The following is a 20975-nucleotide window of genomic DNA, read 5'->3' on the forward strand; positions in this document are numbered from 1 at the left end:
CGGGTCCGGGCCGCTGCCGTGCCTGGTGACTCTCTGCCCGGTCAGCCGATGACGGTCCAGGTGTCGGTCCCGGTGAGGAGTGCGTTGAGGTCACCCTTGCCGTCGCGCTGTACGGCGGTGTCGACCTGGTCGGACATCAGGGTGTCGTAGACCGGCCGTTCGACGCTGCGCAGGACTCCGATGGGGGTGTGGTGGAGGGTGTCGGCGTCGGCGAGGCGGGAGAGGGCGAAGGCTGTGGTGGGGGAGGCGGCGTGGGCGTCGTGGACGAGGACCTGCGCGCGGTTCTCGTCGGTGACGGCGACGACCTCCAGATCACCGGTGGCCTGGTTGCGGACGACGCCCTTGGAGCCGTCGGCTCCGAAGAGGATCGGCTCGCCGTGTTCGAGGCGGATGACGGCCTCGGCGGCCTGCTCCTTGTCCTTGAGGACCTCGAACGCGCCGTCGTTGAAGATGTTGCAGTTCTGGTAGATCTCCACGAGGGCCGTGCCCGGGTGTTCGGCCGCCGCGCGGAGCACGCTCGTGAGGTGCTTGCGGTCGGAGTCGACCGTGCGCGCCACGAACGTGGCCTCGGCGCCGAGGGCGAGGGACACCGGGTTGAAGGGCGCGTCGAGCGAACCCATCGGCGTCGACTTGGTGATCTTGCCCAGCTCGGAGGTGGGGCTGTACTGGCCCTTCGTCAGCCCGTAGATCCGGTTGTTGAAGAGCAGGATCTTCAGGTTGACGTTGCGGCGCAGGGCGTGGATGAGGTGGTTGCCGCCGATGGAGAGCGCGTCGCCGTCACCGGTGACCACCCAGACCGACAGGTCACGGCGAGAGGTGGCGAGCCCGGTGGCGATGGAGGGGGCGCGGCCATGGATGGAGTGCATCCCGTAGGTGTTCATGTAGTACGGGAAGCGGGAGGAGCAGCCGATGCCGGAGACGAAGGCGATGTTCTCCTTCGCCAGGCCCAGCTCGGGCATGAACCCCTGGACGGCGGCGAGAACGGCGTAGTCGCCGCAGCCCGGGCACCAGCGCACTTCCTGGTCGGATTTGAAGTCCTTCATGGACTGCTTCGCCTCGGCCTTGGGCACCAGCTGCAGCAGTTCGTTGTGCTGCAGTTCCTGGGTGTCAGGCATCGATGGCCTCCTTGAGAGCTGTGGCGAGCTGCTCGGCCTTGAACGGCATGCCGTTGACCTGGTTGTAGCTGTGGGCGTCCACCAGATACTTCGCCCGCAGCAGCATCGCGAGCTGTCCGAGGTTCATCTCCGGGACGACGACCTTGTCGTACCCCTTCAGCACTTCGCCGAGGTTCCTCGGGAAGGGGTTGAGGTGGCGGAGGTGGGCCTGGGCGATGGGGAGCCCGGCGGCGCGGAGCCGGCGGACGGCGGCGGTGATCGGCCCGTACGTCGATCCCCAGCCGAGCACCAGCGTCGCCGCTCCGGCGGGGTCGTCGACGGCGAGGTCGGGGACGGTGATGTTGTCGACCTTGGCCTGGCGGGTGCGGACCATCAGGTCGTGGTTGGCGGGGTCGTAGGAGATGTTGCCGGTGCCGTCCTGCTTCTCGATGCCGCCGATGCGGTGCTCCAGGCCGGGGGTGCCGGGGATCGCCCAGGGGCGGGCCAGGGTCTGCGGGTCGCGCTTGTAGGGCCAGAAGACCTCGGTGCCGTCGGCCAGGGTGTGGTTCGGGCCGGTGGCGAAGGGGGTGGAGAGGTCGGGCAGGCTGCTCGTCTCCGGGATGCGCCACGGCTCGGAACCGTTGGCCAGATAGCCGTCGGAGAGCAGGAACACCGGGGTCCGGTACGTCAGCGCGATCCGGGCCGCGTCGATCGCGGCGTCGAAGCAGTCGGCCGGGGTCTGCGGGGCCACGATCGGCACCGGGGCCTCCCCGTTCCTCCCGTACATCGCCTGGAGCAGGTCGGCCTGCTCGGTCTTGGTCGGCAGCCCGGTGGAGGGCCCGCCGCGCTGGATGTCGATGATCAGCAGCGGCAGCTCAAGGGAGACCGCGAGCCCGATCGTCTCCGACTTCAGCGCCACCCCGGGCCCCGATGTCGTGGTCACACCGAGCGCCCCGCCGAACGCGGCACCCAGCGCCGCCCCGATCCCGGCGATCTCGTCCTCTGCCTGGAAGGTGCGTACGCCGAAGTTCTTGTGCTTGGACAGCTCGTGCAGGATGTCCGAGGCCGGGGTGATCGGATACGAGCCCAGGTAGAGCGGCAGATCCGCCAGCTGCCCGGCGGCGATGAGGCCGTAGGAGAGGGCCAGGTTCCCCGAGATGTTGCGGTAGGTGCCGGTGGGGAACGCCTGCGCGGCCGGAGCGACCTCGTAGCTGACGGCGAAGTCCTCGGTCGTCTCGCCGAAGTTCCACCCGGCCCGGAAGGCGGCCACGTTCGCCTCGGCGATCTGCGGCTTCTTCGCGAACTTCTGCCGCAGGAACGTCTCCGTCCCCTCGGTCGGCCGGTGGTACATCCACGACAGCAGCCCGAGCGCGAACATGTTCTTCGACCGCTCGGCCTCCTTGCGGGAGAGCCCGAACTCCTTCAGCGCCTCGATCGTCAGTGTCGTCAGCGGCACCGGGTGGACGTTGTACGCCTCCAGCGACCCGTCCTCCAGCGGACTGGTCGCATACCCCACCTTCGCCATCGGCCGCTTGGTGAACTCATCGGTGTTGACAATGATCTCGGCGCCACGCGGCACGTCGTCGATGTTCGCCTTGAGAGCGGCGGGATTCATCGCGACCAGGACATTGGGAGCGTCGCCGGGGGTGAGGATGTCGTGGTCGGCAAAGTGCAGCTGGAAGGAGGAAACCCCGGGCAGAGTGCCGGCAGGGGCCCGGATCTCGGCAGGGAAATTGGGCAGAGTGGAGAGATCGTTCCCGAACGATGCCGTCTCCGAGGTGAACCGGTCACCCGTGAGCTGCATCCCGTCACCCGAGTCACCCGCGAAACGAATGATCACCCGGTCCAGGCGGCGGACCTCTTTTCCGTCGCCGCCGGTCGTTCCCGTCGTACCTGACAGAGGGGCACGCTGACCCCCGAGGACGGCGTCATTGGCCTCGTCGGCCTTCTCTGCCGCGCTACTGACCTGGCTCGTCACTGAACTGGACCTCCCTTGGGGCGGCGGCTCGGAACTGTCCGGCCGGCCGGCGGTTCCAGAGGCAACCCTACGTCCGTGCGGTTCGCCCTCCAGGGGCCGATCATATGGTGGACGCTGTTTTGAGACACCCTTTTAGCCGGTTTTGCCATCTTTCTCAAGCCCTCCGATCGCTGGATGGAAGTGCTCTGTCCGTAGGTCTTTGGTGCTAGGTCCCACCGCCCAGGACTGCCCGGCGGGGGTCCGCCGGACACCCCCGGCAAAGACCGGAGGGGCGTGCGCCGTCCGCTCGCCGGGTGTGCGGCGGCTGCCCGGGCAGGTGCCTGACAGGGTGTCAGATGGCTAGGAGTTGAGGTAGGTGAGTACGGCGAGGACGCGCCGGTGGTCCCCGTCGCTGGGCGAGAGCCCCAGCTTCAGGAAGATGTTGCTGACGTGCTTCTCCACCGCCCCGTCGCTCACCACGAGCTGCCGGGCGATCGCGGAGTTCGTCCGGCCCTCGGCCATCAGACCGAGGACTTCCCGCTCGCGCGGAGTCAGCCCGGCCAGCACGTCCTGCTTCCGGCTGCGGCCCAGCAGCTGCGCCACCACCTCCGGGTCCAGCGCCGTCCCGCCCCGGGCCACCCGCACGACCGCGTCGACGAACTCGCGGACCTCGGCCACCCGGTCCTTGAGCAGGTACCCCACGCCCCGGCTGCTTCCCGCGAGCAGCTCGGTGGCGTACTGCTCCTCCACGTACTGCGAGAGGACCAGCACTCCTATGCCCGGGTACTCCCTGCGCAGCCGCACCGCCGCCCGTACGCCCTCGTCGGTGTGGGTCGGCGGCATCCGCACATCGGTCACCACCACATCGGGCAGCGCCTGCTCCGCGCCGAGGTCCGCCACGGTCTTCAGCAGGGCCTCCGCGTCGCCCACCCCCGCGACCACGTCGTGTCCCAGATCGGTCAGCAGGCGGGTGAGCCCCTCCCGCAGGAGAACCGAGTCCTCGGCGATGACTACCCGCACCCTGTTCTCCACGTGCTTCACGTGCTCCACGTCGCTGTGTCCCCCGCTGGTTCTGCTCTGCGCCCTGCGCCCGACACCCCCAGCATCCCAGGACCACCCCACAGATGGGCCACCTGTGGACAACCGCCCCCACTTCCCTCCAGCTCGTCCGGTGTCCGAGGGCGGAATTCCGGAGGAGGCTGGCGGCGGCCTTCGAGAGGGCCTGGGCGGTGGAATCCCAGCCCGTCCGGCGTTTGAGGGCGGAACCCTCGACGGGGTGGCCGACAACCCCGCGGGGGCCGACGCGGGGCGGCCGGGCCCGGGGCGACAGGGCCAGGCCGACGCAGGTCAGCCGCGCCAGGGAAGCTCGGCCGTGACCGTCGTCGGGCCGCCGGACGGCGAGTCCACCACCAGGACCCCGTCCACCGCGTCCAGCCGCTCCGTCAGGCCGGCCAGTCCGCCGCCCGCAGCCGCAGCCGCCCCACCCCGCCCGTCGTCCGTGACCTGGAGCATCAGCCGGTCCGAGGTCCGCCACACATCGACCGCGGCCCGGGTCGCCCCCGCATGCTTGCTGACGTTCTGCAACAGCTCCGACACGGTGAAGTACGCGATGCCCTCGATGGCCTGTGCCGGGCGCGTGTCCAGGTCCACCTCGACCGTCACCGGGACGGTGCAGCGGGAGGCGATGGCGGAGAGGGCGGCGTCGAGGCCCCGGTCGGTGAGGACGGCGGGGTGGATGCCCCGGGCGAGGTCGCGCAGCTCTTGCAGGGCCACCTTCACCTCGCCGTGGGCCTCCTCCACCATCCGCGCGGCCGCTTCGGGGTCGTCCGTCAGCTTCTCCTTCGCCAGCCCCAGGTCCATCGCCAGGGCGACCAGCCGGGCCTGTGCCCCGTCGTGGAGGTCCCGTTCTATGCGGCGCAGGTCGGCGGCGGCCGTGTCCACGACCACCCCCCGGTCCGACTCCAGCTCACTGACCCGGGCCGAGAGCGCGGACGGGCCCAGCAGACCGGACACCATCAGCCGGTCCACCGAGACCAGCCCCCGCACGATCCACGGCGACACCAGCACCAGCACCAGACCCACCGCGCTCGTCACCGCCAGCTCGGCGGGCGAGTCCAGATACTCCGCGTGGGTGCGGTCCCCGTACAGCTGGATGCCGTCGGCCCCCACGAAGACCGGGAAGATCCACTGCCAGAGCGGGTACGTCAGCGCCATCACGCCGTACGTCCAGAACGTGACCGAGACGCAGAACGTGAACACCGCCCAAGGGAAGTGCAGCAGCGTGTAGAGAAGGTGACGCCAGGAGACCCCGCTCTTGAGGACGGCCCCTATCCACGCCATCGGGCCGCCGGTCTTCCCCCGCACCCGCACCGGCTCCGCCACGTCCAGCTTCAGCAGCCCGCGCGCCCGGGCCCGCTCCACCACCCCGAACCCCCGGCAGACGGCCAGACCGACCGCCAGCAGCGGTATCCCGATGAAGGTGATGAGCAGACCGGCGCTGACCGACGTCATGGCGATCGCGAAGACGAACATCGCCATGCTCAGCGGCAGGCTCAGGAGGACATAGAGCAGCTCGCGCCAGCTGCGCGCCTCCAGCGGCGCACGCAGTACCGCCGGGAGGAACCGCCTCACCGGCTCCGGCCCCTGGGGCCGGCCGGGGTGGCCGTGCGGGCCGGGGTGGCTGTGCCGACCCGTATGGCCGTGCGAGCCCGCTGCCTTGTGGTCCCGGGTGTCCGGTCCGTATGCCGTGGCCATGAGTGCCGTCCGTTTCCGTCTCTTCTGTCGAAACTCTTCTGCCGACTCTTCCGGCGATCGGCGGAGAGTCCCGCTTCCCCGCCCTGCTCCCTCAAGGGTGCTGGCCCGCCGCCTCCGGCACCATGCGGTCGGTCTCCGTATCCGTACGGGGGTTTTCCCCACCCCCGGCCCCCCCCGTGGGGAGTGCGGATCGGCTCAGGTCGCCCCGCTGCCCGCCGGGGCCCGGTCGCGCCAGGGCAGCTCGGCGGTGACGGCCGTCGGCCCGCCCACCGGGGAGTCCAGGACGAACAGCCCGTCCACCGCACCCAGCCGCTCGGCCAGCCCCGCCATGCCCGAACCGCCGTCGAGCCGTGCGCCCCCCGATCCGTCGTCCGTGACCTGGATCAGCAGCCGGTCCGCCGCCCGCCACACCTCGACAGAGGCCGACCGGGCACCGCTGTGCTTGCTGACGTTCTGCAACAGCTCCGAGACCGTGAAGTACGCGATGCCCTCGATCGCCTCCGCCGGACGCCCCGGCAGATCCACCGACACGCTGACGGGGACGGTGCAGCGGGAGGCGATGGCGGAGAGGGCGGCGTCGAGGCCCCGGTCGGTGAGGACGGCGGGGTGGATGCCCCGGGCGAGGTCGCGCAGCTCTTGCAGGGCCACCTTCACCTCGCCGTGGGCCTCCTCCACCATCCGCGCGGCTGCCTCCGGATCGTCCGTCAGCTTCTCCTTCGCCAGCCCCAGCCCCATCGCGAGGGCCACGAGCCGGGCCTGTGCCCCGTCGTGGAGGTCCCGCTCGATGCGGCGCAGGTCGGCGGCGGCCGTGTCCACGACCACCCCCCGGTCCGACTCCAGCTCCGCGATCCGCCGCTCCAACTCGTCCGAGGGCGACAGCAGCCCCCGCACCATCGCCCGGTCGGCCGCCGTCAGCCCCCGCGCGATGAACGGGAGTACCGGCCACAGGACGAACAGGCTCACCAACGTCACCGTGAACGTCAGCACGCCCCAGGGCAGCCGGATGAACCCGTACAGCAGGGAACGCCAGCCCACCGGGTCCTTGAGCCCCGACCAGAGCCAGGCGAACACGCCCTTGTCCTGGCGGCCGCGCGACAGCGGACTCGGCTCCTCCATCCGCACCCCGAGCAGCGACCGGGCACGGCCGCGCTCCGCCCGGCCCAGCCACCGCGCCCCCCGCAACCCGCTGACGAGCACGGGCAGCCCGATCACGGTCACCGAGAGACCCACGCCGACGGCGACCACGAGGAGCGCGTACACGAAGCCGACGACGGCCAGTGGCAGATTGACCAGCAGATGTGCGATCTCCCGCCAGGTCCACCGGTCGAGGGCGAAGCGGGCGGGCGGCAGCCGGTCGGGGGCCGGAACGGGAGGGCTCATGGTCATGGAACCAGCCTGCCGGGCCGTGTCCGCGCACGCCATGGGGCTCGTAGGTGGCATGAAGTAGGGATAACCCCACCTGGGCGCGACGCGGCTGCTTGCTGTGCGCTTATCAGGGCCCAAGGGCTGTCCCGCAATCCCTGGTGGATCAGCGCGGCGTCAGATGTGGTGCACCGCAAGGCGGAGGGACGTCCGCATACTGGATGTATTCGGGCGTTCCGACAACGCGGCGAGGCGCCGTAGCTGTCGTCGTGCGCCCGCCCGGGACTGCGGGACAGCCCTTAGACTCCCGTGCGTACGAAGGGACCTCGTGAACGGGCGGGGTCAGAACTGGATGACGAGGAGCGAGGGGCGGACGTGAAGGACGTGGCGTACGTGCCGGAAGTGCCGCACGTGGCGTACGTGCCGGTCCACCAGCAGACCGCCCTCGCATCGGAGTACTTCCAGAGCTACTCGGTGGTCGGCCTGCTGGCGCTGGTCGGCGTCCTGTTCGTGGCCGTCGCGTTCGGGGCAGGACGGCTGCTGCGGCCGGTGGTCCCGACGCCGGAGAAGCTCCTGACGTACGAGTGCGGGGTCGACCCGGTCGGTGAGGGCTGGGCCCACACCCAGGTCCGTTACTACGTCTACGCGTTCCTCTACGTCATCTTCGCCGTCGACTCCATCTTCCTGTTCCCGTGGGCCACGGTCTTCGCGGCACCCGGATACGGTGCGACCACGCTGGTGGAAATGTTCATCTTCCTCGGCTTCCTCGCCGTGGGACTGCTCTACGCATGGAAGAAGGGCGTCCTCGCATGGGCCTGACGAGCCGGCCGACCGCCGCAGGACCGCAGCCCGAGCAGGAGGCCCCATCGGGCGGGCCTGCCGCGCAGGAGCCGGTGCTTCTCCCGGAACCCCGGCGCCTCGGCCTCCTCTCCCGGCTCGCGCCCGAACCGATGAAGGTCGTCCTCAACTGGGGCCGTCGCTACAGCCTCTGGGTCTTCAACTTCGGACTCGCCTGCTGCGCCATCGAGTTCATCGCCGCGTCCATGGCGCGCCACGACTTCATCAGGCTCGGTGTGATCCCCTTCGCACCCGGCCCCCGACAGGCCGATCTGATGATCGTCTCCGGCACGGTGACCGACAAGATGGCCCCGGCCGTGAAGCGCCTCTACGAACAGATGCCCGAACCGAAGTACGTCATCTCCTTCGGCGCCTGCTCCAACTGCGGTGGCCCCTACTGGGACTCGTACTCCGTCACCAAGGGCGTCGACCAGATCATCCCCGTCGATGTGTACGTACCCGGCTGCCCGCCTCGGCCCGAGGCGCTTCTCCAGGGCATTCTCAAGCTCCAGGAGAAGATCGCGCGCGAGTCCCTGGCGGAGCGCTACGCCCCCGCCTCCGCTCCCGCCGGCGGAGTCCCGTCCACGGGGGCGCTGCGCAGTGGCCTGATCACCCCGCCGACGGCACCGGGTACGGGATCGGGCACGGGACCGGGGAAGGGGGAGCAGCGGTGAGCGAGCGTCAGCACCGCGGCCACCACCCGTACGACGGGCTGCCGGATGCCGTCACGGAGCTGTTCGGCGAGGGTGCGACGGCGGAGTCGGCCTACGACCTGCTCACCGTCGACGTCCCCGCCACGGAGTGGATCGCCGCGCTGCGGACCGCCCGCGACGGACTCGGCTGCACCTATTTCGACTGGCTCAGCGCCGTCGACGAGCCGGGCACCGGCTTCCGTGTCTGCGTCCACGTCGCGGCTCTCGGGAACGGCACGGTCCGGCGGCTCATGCTGCGTACGACCGTTCCGTACGACGTGGCCGTCCTGCCCACCGCGGTCGACGTCTACGCGGGCGCGGCCTGGCACGAGCGCGAGACGCACGAGATGTTCGGCGTCGCCTTCGAGGGCCACCCCGGTCTCGCCCCGCTCCTGCTTCCGGAGGGCTTCGAGGGCCACCCGCTCCGCAAGGACTTCGTCCTTGCTGCCCGGGTCGCCAAGGCCTGGCCCGGAGCGAAGGAGCCCGGCGAGTCCGAACACGGTGGCCCCAAGCGCCGTACGATGCTGCCCCCCGGCGTTCCCGACCCGAACGAGTGGGGGCCTCTCAAAGGCCAGCTCCCCCCTGCCGCCGCTCGCCCGGGCCGTGCGGCCCGTCCCGCGGCGGTGGGCGACCGACCGCCCCGCCGTACCCGGTCGGCGAGCGAGGGTTCGGCCGAGCAACGCCCGCAGCCGACAGAGGTGGAGGCCCCCACCGGCCCGGACGCGTCGGCCGAACCGTCGGGCGCCACCCGGCCTGAGGCCGTACCGCCTCCGCCCACGCGCCCGCGCCGCTCCCGTTCGGCATCCGGCGGTTCGGCGAGTCAGCGCAGCGAGCAGGGGGCGGAGACCGTACAGCCGGGCACCCAGACACCCGCGACTCCCGAGGCCTCGGCACCACGCCCGCCCCGCCGGTCCCGCTCCGCGTCGGACGGCTCCGCGAGCCAGCGGGCCGAGCAGGGCTCTGAGACGTCCGCACCACGCCCGCCCCGCCGGTCCCGCTCCGCGTCGGACGGCTCCGCGAGCCAGCGGGTACGCAGCACCGACGCCCCCTGGCACGACGCCCGACCGGCGTTCGACGACCCCTCACCGCGCCCGGAGCCTCCGGAAGGCAGCAGCCCCACCTCGGAACCCTCCGAAGCCGAGAAGCCCACCGACTCCGACAAAGCCGGGCCCGGGTCCGGCCCCGACACCCCCCACCCCGCCGGAGGCGATGCCGAGTGAACGACGTGTCCGACGTCGCCCTCCGCCTGGCCGTCATCTTCGCCGTGTTCCTGGTCGCCCCCCTCCTCGTGGGCCAGACCGAGCACAAGGTGATGGCCCACATGCAGGGCCGACTGGGCCCCATGTACGCGGGTGGCTTCCACGGCTGGGCCCAGCTCGTCGCGGACGGTGTGAAGTTCGCGCAGAAGGAGGACGTGGTCCCGGCCGCCGCCGACCGCCGCGTCTTCCAGCTGGCCCCCGCCGTCGCCCTCCTCCCGTACCTCCTCGTCCTCGTGGCCATCCCCGTCGGTCCCGGCGACGGCGCGGTGGGCCAGGTCATCGACGCGGGCATCTTCTTCGTCCTGGCCGTGATGGGCATCGGCGTCCTGGGCTCGCTCATGGGCGGCTGGGCCTCGGCCAACAAGTTCTCCCTGCTCGGCGGCCTCCGTACCGCCGCGCAGCTCCTCTCCTACGAACTCCCGATGCTCCTCGCCGCCGCCTCCGTGGCCATGGCGGCCGGTACGGTCTCGCTCACCGGCATCCTCGACGCCTTCGAGTGGTGGTGGCTGCCCTGGCAGATCGTCGGAGCCCTGGTCTTCTTCGTCGCCGGTCTCGCCGAACTCCAGCGCCCGCCCTTCGACATGCCGGTCGCCGACTCCGAGATCATCTTCGGCGCGTACACCGAGTACACGGGGCTGCGCTTCGCCCTGTTCCTCCTCGCCGAGTACGCGGGCATCGTCATCCTCTGCGTGCTGACCACCGTCCTCTTCCTCGGTGGCTGGCACGGCCCGTTCGGCGCCGACGGACTCGGCTGGCTCTGGACCCTCCTGAAGACCGCCCTCCTCGCGTTCGTCGTCATCTGGCTGCGCGTCAGCTACCCGCGGCTGCGGGTGGACCAGCTGCAGAAGCTCGCCTGGACCACCCTCGTCCCCCTCGCCCTCGCGCAGATCGCGCTCACCGGCATCGTGAAGGTGGCGATCAACTGATGTCCCCGGTCCCCGGCTCGGGCCTCGCCAAAGGCCTCGCCGTCACCCTGCGCACGATGACGAGGAAGACCGTCACCGCGCAGTACCCCGACACCCAGCCCGAACTCCCGCCCCGCTCCCGGGGTGTCATCGGGCTGTTCGAGGAGAACTGCACGGTCTGCATGCTCTGCGCCCGTGAGTGCCCCGACTGGTGCATCTACATCGACTCCCACAAGGAGACGGTGCCCCCGGCAGCGCCCGGCGGGCGGGAGCGCAGCCGTAACGTCCTCGACCGCTTCGCCATCGACTTCTCCCTCTGCATGTACTGCGGTATCTGCATCGAGGTCTGCCCCTTCGACGCCCTCTTCTGGTCGCCCGAATTCGAGTACGCGGAGACGGACATCCACGAGCTGACCCATGAGCGGGACAGGCTCCGCGAGTGGATGTGGACCGTGCCGGAGCCGCCCGCGCTCGACCCCGGGGCGGAGGAGCCGAAGGAGATCGCCGCCGCCCGCAGGACGGCCGAGAAACTCGCCGTCCAGCAGACCCGGCAGGAAGAGGAGGGAGGGGCCCCGTGACGCTCCCCACCGCCGCGTCCGTCCTCGCTGCGGCCGCCGACCACCCCGGCTTCCTCTCCCCGACCGGCGTCGAGATCGCGTTCGTCCTCGTCGGCCTCGCCACCCTCGGCGCCGCCGTCATCAGCGTCACGACCAAGCAGCTGGTGCACGCCGCCCTCTGGCTCGTCGTGGCGCTCGGCGGGCTGGCCGTCGAATACCTTCTGCTCACCGCGGAGTTCATCGCCTGGGTGCAGGTACTGATCTACGTGGGTTCCGTCGTCGTCCTCCTCCTCTTCGGCCTGATGCTCACCCGGGCCCCCATCGGCCGCTCCCCGGACGCCGACTCCGGCAACCGGTGGGTGGCCCTCGGTGTGGCCCTCGCCTCGGCCGCCGCGCTCGTCTGGGTCGTTGTGGACGCCTTCCGTACGACCTGGATCGACCTGGAAGGACCGGCCCAGGGCTCCACCGCCGTCACCGGAGCCTTCCTCTTCCGGAACTGGGTCCTCCCCTTCGAGGCGCTCTCCGTCCTCCTGCTCGCCGCCCTCGTCGGCGCGATCGTCCTGTCCCGCAAGCACGACACGGACACGGCGGTGCGGTCCGCCCCGGACCCGGTCGGCCGGGGGCAGCGGCACAGCGGCAGCGGCAGCGGCAGGAAGCAGGGTCAGGGTCAGGGCGGGAGCCAGGGCCGGGGCCGGGAGGAGCAGCACTGATGCACCTCGCCTATCCCGCCGTACTCGCCGCCCTCCTCTTCTGCACCGGTCTCTACGGCGTCCTCGCCCGCCGCAACGCGATCCTGGTCCTGATGTCCGTCGAGCTGATGCTCAACGCCGTCAACCTCAACCTCGTCGCCTTCGACGTCTGGCTCCGCGACACCCTCCACTCCGGCCAGGCCCTCACCCTCTTCACCATCGCCATCGCCGCCGCCGAGATCGGCATCGGCCTCGCGATCGTCCTCGCCGTCTACCGCAACCGCGGCTCCTCCGACATCGACCGGCTCCGCGACACCGCCGAGACCGGCACCGCCGACGGTCACCCCGCAACGGCAGGAAACGCCACGGCAGGACACACCACGAACACAGAGGCCACCGCGTGACCACGACGACCCTCGCCGCCCTCGTCCCGCTCCTGCCCTTCCTCGGCGCCGTCGCCGGGCTCGGGCTCGGCCGCACCGCCCCCGGTTTCGTCCGCCCCCTGGCGATCCTCCCGACGCTCACCGCGGCCGTCCTCGCCGTGGTCGTCGCTGTCCGCCAGGGCGGCGGCCGTGCCATCGACGCAGCCACCCAGCTGACCCCCACCGGGTCGGTCCCCATCGACCTGGCCCTGCACCTGGACGGCTTCGCGGTCCTGGTCGCCGTCCTCGTCGGGATCGTCGCCACCTGCGTACAGCTCTACTCCACGGCCTACCTCCGCGACGACGCCCGCTACCCCTCCTACGCGGCCCTGGTCTCCCTCTTCACCTCCGCGATGCTGCTCGTCGTCTACTCCGGCGACCTGATGGTGCTCCTGGTCGGCTGGGAGATCATGGGGATCTGCTCGTACTTCCTGGTCGGGCACTACTGGGAGACGCCCGAGGCCCGCGCCGCCTCCCTGAAGGCCTTCCTCGTCACCAAGCTCGGTGACGTCCCCTTTCTGATCGGCCTGTTCGCCCTGGCCGCCGACACCGGCAGCTTCCGGATCACCAAGATCCTCGCCGCCGTCACCCACGGCGGCCTCGACCACCCCACCCTCATCGCCCTGCTGCTCCTCGCGGGCGTCGCCGGGAAGTCCGCCCAGTTCCCCCTGCACACCTGGCTGCCCGACGCGATGGCCGGCCCCACCCCCGTCTCCGCGCTCATCCACGCGGCGACCATGGTCGCCGCCGGTGTCTACTTCGTGGCCCGGCTGCTGCCCGTCTTCGCCGCCTCCGGCGCGGCCCTCACCGTCCTCGCCGTGATGGCGGCCGTCACGATGGTCGGCTCCGGGCTCGCCGCCCTCGCCCAGGACGACATCAAACGCGTCCTCGCCTACTCGACGATCGGTCAGCTCGGCTACATGTCCGGGGCCCTGGCCGTCGGGGACCGCGGCGCCGCCGTCTTCCACCTGATCTCGCACGGTGCGTTCAAAGCCGTCCTCTTCCTCGCGGCCGGGGTCGTCATCCACGCCGCCGGCACCAACTCACTGGCCGCCATGTCCCGTATGGGCGGCCTCGCGCGCCGGATCCCCGACGCCTGCTGGACGATGACCGTCGCCCTTCTCGCGCTCGCCGCCATCCCACCGTTCGCCGGCTTCTTCTCCAAGGAAGCCGTCCTCGTCGCCGCCGAGCACACCGCCGTGGGGGACCGGACCGTCGCCCCCGCCGCCGCGGGCTGGCTGGTCCTGGTCGCCGGGCTGCTCGCCGCCGTCCTCACCGCCGCCTACGCCACCCGCCTCTGGCTCCTCGCCTTCCGCGGCCGTGGCGCCGAACTCCCCGACCACGGCCGCCAGCCCGTCGCCATGACCGCCGTCCTGTGGACCCTCGCCGTCCCCACCATCGCCTTCGGACTCACGGCGGGCGTGATCGGTGACTGGTTCGACGGCCACGCCCTCACCCCGTCCCTCACCACGGCCGTCCTCGCCACCGGCGTCACCCTCGTCGGCGGCCTGGTCACCTACGGGGCGTGGCGGCACACCACCGCCCTCGCCACCCGCACCCCCATCGGTGCCGTCGCCGCCCACCCCGGTGCGGAACCCGCCCTCGTCGAAGCCGAGGCCATGACGTCCCACACCGCCGCCTACGGCACCATCGCGGCCGCCGCCGACCCGGCCGACCCCGGACGCCTTCTCCTGGGCCCGCTCCACCGCCACGCGGCCAGCGGCTTCCACCTCGACGCCCTGTACACGGCGCTGTTCGTCCGGCCCGTCCAGCAGGCCGCCCGGCTCGTACGCTTCCTGGACCGCACGGTCGTCGACACCTACGTCAACGGATCGGGCGCCGCCACACGCCTCCTCGGAACCGCCGTCCGCCGCGCCCAGACCGGCAACGTGCAGACCTACCTGGGTGCCCTGCTCGCCGGGTCCCTCGCCCTGGCGATCGCCGCCGTCGTCTTCGCCAACGTCAACGCGGGGTCGTGACCGTGATCGATATCAGCCCGTCCGTGATGCAGTTCCTCCTCGCGTTCATCGTCGTCGCCCCGCTCCTCGGCGCCGTCGCGGCCCTGCTCCCCGCCCCGCCCGGTCTCCGGGGCAAGAGCCCCGACCAGGCCGTGCTCCGCCACGGCGTGACCGTCACCGGCGCCGTCCTCATCGCCGCGATCGTCCTGGCCGTCGGCTTCGACCACGGCCACCCCGCCACGATGCAGGCCACCACCGACATCAGCTGGATCCCGGCGCTGGACGTCCGCATCCACCTCGGCATCGACGGCATCTCGCTCCCCCTCCTGCTCCTGACCGCGCTGCTGACCTTCCTCTGCGCGCTCCACAGCTACTTCAAGCCCCCGGCGGGCCCCTCCCCGAAGGCGTTCACCGCCCTCGTCCTCGTCCTGGAATCCGGCACCCTCGCCACCTTCGCCGTCCTCGACCTGCTGCTCTTCTTCCTCGCCTTCGAGATGGTCCTCATCCCGATGTACTTCCTCATCGCCCGCTGGGGTGGTGACCAGCGGCGCGCCGCCGCCTGGAAGTTCATCCTCTACACGCTGCTCGGCTCGGTCGTCATGCTGCTCGGCCTGCTCCTCATCGGACTGAGGAGCGGCACTTTCGACATGGTGGCACTCGCCACTGACAACGGCCGTGGCCTCACCACATCCGTGCAGGTCATCGCCGTTCTCGCGATCGGCGTCGGGCTCGCCGTCAAGACCCCGATGTGGCCCCTGCACAGCTGGCTCCCCGACGCTCACACCGCCGCGCCGACCGTCGGATCGGTGCTCCTGGCGGGCGTCCTGCTGAAGATGGGCACGTACGGATTCGTCCGGATCCTGCTCCCCATCGCCCCCGACGGGATGCGCACCTTCGCGCCCTACCTCGCCGCGTTCGCCGTCGTCGGCATCGTCTACGGGTCGCTCGCCTGCCTCGCCCTCGCCCGCAGGGGCGCCAAGGGCGACCTGAAGCGGCTCATCGCCTACTCCTCCGTGGGCCACATGGGGTTCGTGCTCCTCGGCATCGCCACCATGACCCCCACCGGGGTCAACGGCGCGCTCTTCGCCAACATCGCCCACGGCCTCATCACCGGCCTGCTGTTCTTCCTGGTCGGCGCCGTCAAGGACCGCTACGGCACCGCCGACCTGGACACCCTCGCCGGTGCCACCGGGGCCGCCCTCTACGGCCGCGCCCCCCGTCTCGGCGCCCTCCTCGCCTTCGCCGCCGTCGCCTCGCTCGGCCTGCCCGGCCTCGCCGGATTCTGGGGCGAGATGCTCACCCTCTTCGGCGCCTACAGCCCCGCCGAAGGCCTCAGCCGTCCCGCGTTCCGCACCTTCATGGCCATCGGAGCGTTCGGCACCCTGCTCACCGCCGCGTACATGCTCATCGTGGTCCGCCGCGTCTGCATGGGCGGGCACACGCCCCACCCCCGGCTCTCGCCCGCCGCCCCGGCCGACGCACCCGAGCCGACGGCGCCCGCCGAAGCCCGACCCGCCACCCCGCGGCAGGCCACCGCCATCCCGCAGTCGGCCACCGCCCCCCAACTCGCCGACGTCCAGCGGTACGAGGCCGTCACCTGGACCCCGCTCGCCGCCCTCACCGTCCTCGCCGGACTCTGGCCCGCGGTCCTCCTCGGCCTCACCGATCCGGCCGTGCAGAAGCTCCTCGCAGGAGGCAAGTCGTGACCGCGGACCCCAGCGCCGCCCCGGGCCCCCTCACCACCGCGGCCGACACCGCCCCCAGCGTCGTCCAGAGCGTCGACTGGCTTGCCATCGCGCCGCCCACCCTCACCGCGCTGGCCGCCCTCCTGGTCCTGGTCGCCGACCTCTTCCTCCCCGCCCACCGGAAGAAGCTCCTCGGCTACGGAGCCCTCACCGCCCTCGCCGCCGCTCTTGCCCTCCTCATCCCGCTGCGCGCCGGCGACCGCGCCACCTTCTGCGTCACCAGCGGCACCCAGCCGTGCAGCTACACCGCCGACCACTTCACCCTGGTCATCCAGGCCATCGTCCTCGGCGGGGCCTTCCTCACGGCGCTGCTCTCCCTCGACGACACACGGAAGCTCCCGGCGGGGGAGTACGGGTTCCTGCTCCTCGCCTCCGCGGCGGGCGCGGCCCTCCTGCCCGCCTCCCGGGACCTCGCCACCCTCGTCGTGGCCCTGGAGGTCGCCTCGCTGCCCGCCTTCGCCCTGGTCGGCATCGTGCGCGGCGACCGGCGCTCCTCCGAGGCCGCGCTCAAGTTCTTCCTCTCCTCCGTCGTCGCCACCGCCGTCACCCTCCTCGGCGTCAGCTTCGTGTACGCGGCCACCGGGACCCTGCACCTCAGCGAGATCGCCGCCCGCCTGGACGACGTGCCCCCGGCCCTCGACACCCTCGCCGAGACCGGTGTCGTCCTCACTCTCGTGGGCTTCGCCTTCAAGGTCGCGGCAGCCCCCTTCCACTTCTGGGTTCCCGACACCTATGCAGGGGCGCCGCTCCCGGTCGCCGCCTACCTGTCGGTCGTCGGCAAGACGGTGGGCTTCTCCGGCCTCATCCTGGTCACGGTCGTCGCGTTCCCTTCCCATGCCGATGTCTGGGGCCCCGCCGTCGCCGTCCTGGCCGCCCTCACCATGACCGTCGGGAACGTCGCGGCCCTGCGCCAGCGGGCCGACCGCGACCGCAGCGCGGTCCGGCTCCTCGCCTGGTCCTCCGTCGCCCAGGCCGGCTATCTGCTCGTCCCGATCGCCGCCGCCGCGTACTCCAGCGACGAACAGATCGGCTCCACCGTCGCGTACGCCCTCATGTACGCCGTCGTGAACCTGGGCGCCTTCGCCGTCGCCGCCCTGGTCTCCCGTACGTGTCCCGGCAACCGCGTCGACGACTACCGGGGCCTGTACGCCACCCGGCCCCTCGCCGCCCTCGCGCTCGGCTTCTTCCTGCTCTGCCTGGCGGGACTGCCGCCCGGCATCATCGGGCTCTTCGCGAAGGTCACCGTCTTCTCGGCGGCCGTCGACGCGGGGCTCGGCTGGCTCGCCGTCGTCATGGCCGTCAACGTCGTGATCGCGCTCTACTACTACCTTCAGTGGACCGCGATCCTCTTCAGGAGCCCGGGGAACGCGGAGCCCAGCGGCGGAGCACCGGCCTCCGGAACGTCCCGCCGATTCCCCGTCTCCGCCCCTCTGACCACGGCGATCGCCCTCACCGCCCTCGTGGGCATCCTCCTCTCCGGCGCCCCCCAGCTCGTCCTGAGGTTCGCCGCCGTCACCCTCTTCTGACGCCTGACGGACGCCGAAGATCGGTTTGCCCGGGGCCGCGGCCACAGGGCAAGGTCGTGGCTGCATGCGTCCCGTACACGACGAGGACGTACGAAATCAATAGAGGAGAGAGAGCAGTGCTGAACGGGTTCAAGGACTTCATCCTGCGCGGGAACGTCATCTCGATGGCGATCGGCCTCGCTGTCGGAGCGGCCTTCACCGCCGTCGTCACCGGCTTCAGCACCGCCTTCATCACCCCGCTGATCGGCCTCGCCACCGGCTCGGTCGGTGACTTCAGCACGGCGGAGTTCGCGGTCGAGGGCACGATCTTCCCGTACGGAAAGTTCCTCGCGGCCGCGATCGCCTTCCTCATCACCGCCGCCGTCCTCTACTTCTGCGTCGTCGTCCCCATGACCAAGGTGCAGAACCGCTTCGCCAAGGAGGAGGAGGTCGACGTCAAGGCCGCCCTCCGTGACTGCCCGCGCTGCTACAGCGCGATCCCGGCCATCGCCTCCCGCTGCGGCCACTGCACCAGCGAGGTCGAGCCGGACCCCGAGGCCCTCTCCCTCGCGAAGCTGCCCGTCCAGCGCTGACGGCCGATCTGCCCTTCCAGGGCTGACACACGGGGCACGCCCGCCCCTCCACCCGTACGGCCCAGTGCCGCGCCGTACGGGTGAGGAACCCGGACCGGCCGGATCACGCCGCACCGGGCCCGCCCTCCGGCCGCGCGCACCAGGGAACCAGCTCCCCTCGCCTGGCGTTGACCAGTACGGGAGGCTCCACTGGGGGAGTGGAGCACCACCCCGCGAAGGGTTCCCCTGCCGCACCACTTGGAGGGCGTACCGTGCACCGCCGGCACAACAGGCTGAAAACCGCCGTACTCCTCGGGGGACTGTCCGCACTCATCATCATCATCGGCAGCTTCTTCGGACGTACGGGTCTCGTCGTCGCCCTCGTCGTGGCCGTCGGTACCAACGCCTACGCCTACTGGAACAGCGACAAGCTCGCCCTGCGGGCCATGCGGGCCCGCCCCGTCAGCGAGTTCGAGGCGCCACGGATCTACCGGATCGTCCGTGAGCTGTCCACGGCGGCCCGTCAGCCGATGCCCCGCCTCTACATCTCACCGACCCAGGCACCCAACGCCTTCGCCACCGGCCGCAACCCGCGCAACGCGGCCGTGTGCTGCACCGAGGGCATCCTCCAGATCCTCGACGAGCGGGAGCTGCGCGGCGTCCTGGGCCATGAGCTGAGCCATGTCTACAACCGGGACATCCTCATCTCCTCGGTCGCCGGAGCCCTCGCCTCCGTCGTCATGTTCCTGGTCAACTTCGCCTGGCTCATCCCCATCGGCCGCTCCAACGACGACGAGGGCCCCGGCCTGCTGGGCATGCTCCTGATCATGATCCTCGGCCCGCTCGCCGCATCCGTCATCCAGCTCGCCGTCAGCCGCTCCCGGGAGTACGAGGCAGACGCCTCGGGGGCCCAGCTCACCGGGGACCCGCTCGCCCTCGCCAGCGCCCTGCGCAAACTCGACGCAGGAACGAAACAGCTACCGTTGCCTCCGGAGCCCAAGATCGAGACCGCGAGCCACATGATGATCGCGAACCCCTTCCGCCCCGGACAGGGGATGGCCAAGATGTTCTCCACCCATCCTCCGATGGCGGAGCGCATTGTCCGACTGGAACAGATGGCAGGTCGCCGCCCGTGAAAACCATCCTGAACATCATCTGGCTCGTGCTGTGCGGGTTCTGGATGTTCCTCGGCTATTTCCTCGCGGGCGTCCTGCTCTGCATCACGATCATCGGCATTCCCTTCGGCATCGCCGCCTTCCGGATCGGGATGTACGCGCTCTGGCCCTTCGGCCACACCGTCGTCGACCGGCGGGACGCCGGATCGCCCTCCTGTGCCGGAAACGTCCTCTGGCTGATCCTCGCCGGATGGTGGCTCGCCCTCGGCCACATCACCACCGGCATCGCCCTCTGCATCACGATCATCGGCATCCCCCTGGGCATCGCCAACTTCAAGCTGATCCCCGTCTCGCTCATGCCCTTCGGCAAGGAGATCGTCCCCACCGACCAGCCCTTCGCCAGCCGCTGAGCAACCGATCACCCCATCCCCGGCGTCCTGGGTTTCAGAACCGAGCAAGGGGTAGGTAGGTCGCCATGGGCATCATCAGTTGGATCGTTCTCGGGCTGCTCGCGGGAGTCATAGCGAAAGTCCTGCTGCCGGGGCGCGACCCGGGCGGGATCGTCGGGACCACGCTCATCGGTATCGCCGGTGCGTTCGTCGGTGGCTGGCTCTCCAGCCAGTTCCTCGACCGTCCCATCAGCAACGACTTCTACGACACCGCGACCTGGATCGCCGCCGTCGTCGGCTCCCTGGTCCTGCTGATCCTCTACCGGGTGCTCTTCGGCCACTCCCGCGAACGCCGCTGACCACGCAGGCCGTCGGCATCGGCCCCGCGGGTCACCGGCCGCGCGTCGTCGGCCCCACACCGCCGACCGTGGGTGCCGTTCAGCTCAGCCCGGTCTCCCGCAACGTCACATTCAGTCGGCCGGCCCGCATCCCCGCATCCGGGTCGGCCGTTCCGGCGTACACCTTCGGTACCCCGTGGAACGCGAAGCGCGAGGGGCCACCGAAGACGAAGAGATCCCCGGAGACCAACTCCAGGTCCGTGTACGGCCGGCCACGGCCCTCGGTGTTCCCGAAGCGGAACACACACGTCGCCCCGATGCTCAGCGACACCACCGGAGCACCCGACCGCTCCTCCTTGTCCTGGTGCATCCCCATCCGGGCCGCGTCGTCGTAGAAGTTGACGAGTGCGGTGTCCGGAGTGAAGGCCTCCGCCGCGCGCTCGTCCTCGTACGCCTCCGCCACCGCCGCGCGCCCCAGGTCGACCAGCCACCGGGGCAGGGCGGCCACCCGCGCCCCGTTCACGTCGTCGGCCGTGCGCGTGTACCGGTACGGCTGCCAGTGCCACCCCAGGCACACCGTCCGCACGGACATCACCCCGCCGCCCGGCAACACCGTGTGCCGCAGCGGAACGGGCCCGCGCGCCCACTCCCGGCACGCCGCCACCAACTCCCGCCGCCGCTCGGCCGGGAGCCACTCCGGGACGTGTACGGCGCCCGGCGCGACCACCCGCCGGGGCCGCGGGAACAGCCCGCCCGAAGCCCCCGCAACCCCACGCGAGCCCATCCGTCACACCGCCCTCAACCCGTCACACCGCCTTCGACGGC

At 71.1% G+C, this 20975-nt stretch carries 20 protein-coding genes; 14 read left to right on the top strand and 6 right to left on the bottom strand.

Annotated elements, in window-relative coordinates; all coding sequences use genetic code 11:
• Positions 1–41 precede the first annotated feature (41 nt).
• From AC0682_RS19650 to AC0682_RS19670, 5 genes are all read right to left on the bottom strand, one after another.
• Complete coding sequence (locus AC0682_RS19650; protein ID WP_478534211.1) at positions 42–1115, bottom strand: 2-oxoacid:ferredoxin oxidoreductase subunit beta; 1074 nt, start codon at positions 1113–1115, stop codon at positions 42–44.
• Entirely contained in the window at positions 1108–3072 is a 1965-nt protein-coding gene (locus AC0682_RS19655) for a 2-oxoacid:acceptor oxidoreductase subunit alpha (RefSeq protein ID WP_478534212.1), read from the bottom strand. The genes AC0682_RS19650 and AC0682_RS19655 overlap by 8 nt, the downstream gene beginning before the upstream one ends.
• 339 nt (positions 3073–3411) lie before the next feature.
• Entirely contained in the window at positions 3412–4071 is a 660-nt protein-coding gene (locus tag AC0682_RS19660) for a LuxR C-terminal-related transcriptional regulator (protein ID WP_478534257.1), read from the bottom strand.
• Positions 4072–4398: 327 nt separating this feature from the next.
• Positions 4399–5805, bottom strand: coding sequence for a sensor histidine kinase (locus AC0682_RS19665; RefSeq protein WP_478534214.1), 1407 nt, complete (start codon positions 5803–5805; stop codon positions 4399–4401).
• Positions 5806–6000: 195 nt separating this feature from the next.
• Positions 6001–7191 (bottom strand): sensor histidine kinase, encoded by a 1191-nt coding sequence (locus AC0682_RS19670; RefSeq protein WP_478534215.1) that lies wholly within the window; start codon positions 7189–7191, stop codon positions 6001–6003.
• A gap of 369 nt (positions 7192–7560) precedes the next feature.
• Here AC0682_RS19670 and AC0682_RS19675 point away from each other — a divergent pair, with 369 nt between their 5' ends.
• From AC0682_RS19675 to AC0682_RS19740, 14 genes are all read left to right on the top strand, one after another.
• On the top strand, positions 7561–7986 hold the full coding sequence (locus tag AC0682_RS19675) for an NADH-quinone oxidoreductase subunit A (protein ID WP_388195597.1): 426 nt from the start codon (positions 7561–7563) through the stop codon (positions 7984–7986).
• Positions 7977–8678, top strand: a complete 702-nt coding sequence (locus AC0682_RS19680; protein ID WP_478534217.1) for an NADH-quinone oxidoreductase subunit B — start codon at positions 7977–7979, stop codon at positions 8676–8678. The genes AC0682_RS19675 and AC0682_RS19680 overlap by 10 nt, the downstream gene beginning before the upstream one ends.
• Complete coding sequence (locus AC0682_RS19685; protein ID WP_478534219.1) at positions 8675–9916, top strand: NADH-quinone oxidoreductase subunit C; 1242 nt, start codon at positions 8675–8677, stop codon at positions 9914–9916. Before AC0682_RS19680 ends, AC0682_RS19685 begins: the two co-directional genes overlap by 4 nt.
• A complete protein-coding gene (locus tag AC0682_RS19690) occupies positions 9913–10881 on the top strand; it encodes a complex I subunit 1/NuoH family protein (RefSeq protein WP_478534220.1) in 969 nt (322 codons plus the stop codon). The genes AC0682_RS19685 and AC0682_RS19690 overlap by 4 nt, the downstream gene beginning before the upstream one ends.
• Entirely contained in the window at positions 10881–11438 is a 558-nt protein-coding gene (locus AC0682_RS19695; RefSeq protein ID WP_254811933.1) for a NuoI/complex I 23 kDa subunit family protein, read from the top strand. The genes AC0682_RS19690 and AC0682_RS19695 overlap by 1 nt, the downstream gene beginning before the upstream one ends.
• Positions 11435–12127, top strand: coding sequence for an NADH-quinone oxidoreductase subunit J family protein (locus AC0682_RS19700; RefSeq protein WP_478534222.1), 693 nt, complete (start codon positions 11435–11437; stop codon positions 12125–12127). The genes AC0682_RS19695 and AC0682_RS19700 overlap by 4 nt, the downstream gene beginning before the upstream one ends.
• Positions 12127–12510 (top strand): NADH-quinone oxidoreductase subunit NuoK, encoded by a 384-nt coding sequence (nuoK, locus tag AC0682_RS19705; protein ID WP_254811931.1) that lies wholly within the window; start codon positions 12127–12129, stop codon positions 12508–12510. The genes AC0682_RS19700 and nuoK overlap by 1 nt, the downstream gene beginning before the upstream one ends.
• Entirely contained in the window at positions 12507–14507 is a 2001-nt protein-coding gene (locus AC0682_RS19710; protein ID WP_478534223.1) for an NADH-quinone oxidoreductase subunit 5 family protein, read from the top strand. Before nuoK ends, AC0682_RS19710 begins: the two co-directional genes overlap by 4 nt.
• The gene (locus AC0682_RS19715) at positions 14504–16192 is read left to right on the top strand and encodes a complex I subunit 4 family protein (RefSeq protein WP_478534224.1); all 1689 of its coding nucleotides are present in this window, start codon (positions 14504–14506) and stop codon (positions 16190–16192) included. The genes AC0682_RS19710 and AC0682_RS19715 overlap by 4 nt, the downstream gene beginning before the upstream one ends.
• Positions 16189–17757, top strand: a complete 1569-nt coding sequence (locus AC0682_RS19720; protein WP_478534226.1) for an NADH-quinone oxidoreductase subunit N — start codon at positions 16189–16191, stop codon at positions 17755–17757. Before AC0682_RS19715 ends, AC0682_RS19720 begins: the two co-directional genes overlap by 4 nt.
• A 116-nt stretch (positions 17758–17873) precedes the next feature.
• Positions 17874–18329 (top strand): large conductance mechanosensitive channel protein MscL, encoded by a 456-nt coding sequence (gene mscL / locus AC0682_RS19725; RefSeq protein ID WP_254811927.1) that lies wholly within the window; start codon positions 17874–17876, stop codon positions 18327–18329.
• A 251-nt stretch (positions 18330–18580) separates the two neighbouring features.
• Positions 18581–19444 carry a zinc metalloprotease HtpX gene (gene htpX / locus AC0682_RS19730; protein ID WP_254811926.1) on the top strand — a complete coding sequence of 288 codons (864 nt, stop codon included), beginning with the start codon at positions 18581–18583 and terminating at the stop codon, positions 19442–19444.
• Positions 19441–19833 carry a YccF domain-containing protein gene (locus AC0682_RS19735; RefSeq protein ID WP_478534228.1) on the top strand — a complete coding sequence of 131 codons (393 nt, stop codon included), beginning with the start codon at positions 19441–19443 and terminating at the stop codon, positions 19831–19833. The genes htpX and AC0682_RS19735 overlap by 4 nt, the downstream gene beginning before the upstream one ends.
• A 65-nt stretch (positions 19834–19898) precedes the next feature.
• A complete protein-coding gene (locus AC0682_RS19740; protein WP_478534229.1) occupies positions 19899–20171 on the top strand; it encodes a GlsB/YeaQ/YmgE family stress response membrane protein in 273 nt (90 codons plus the stop codon).
• Between the two features lie 79 nt (positions 20172–20250).
• On the opposite strand, the gene AC0682_RS19745 is transcribed toward AC0682_RS19740, so the two are convergent.
• Entirely contained in the window at positions 20251–20934 is a 684-nt protein-coding gene (locus AC0682_RS19745) for an alpha-ketoglutarate-dependent dioxygenase AlkB family protein (RefSeq protein WP_478534231.1), read from the bottom strand.
• Between the last annotated feature and the right edge of the window lie 41 nt (positions 20935–20975).

Source organism: Streptomyces sp. NPDC043746 (assembly GCF_056436485.1).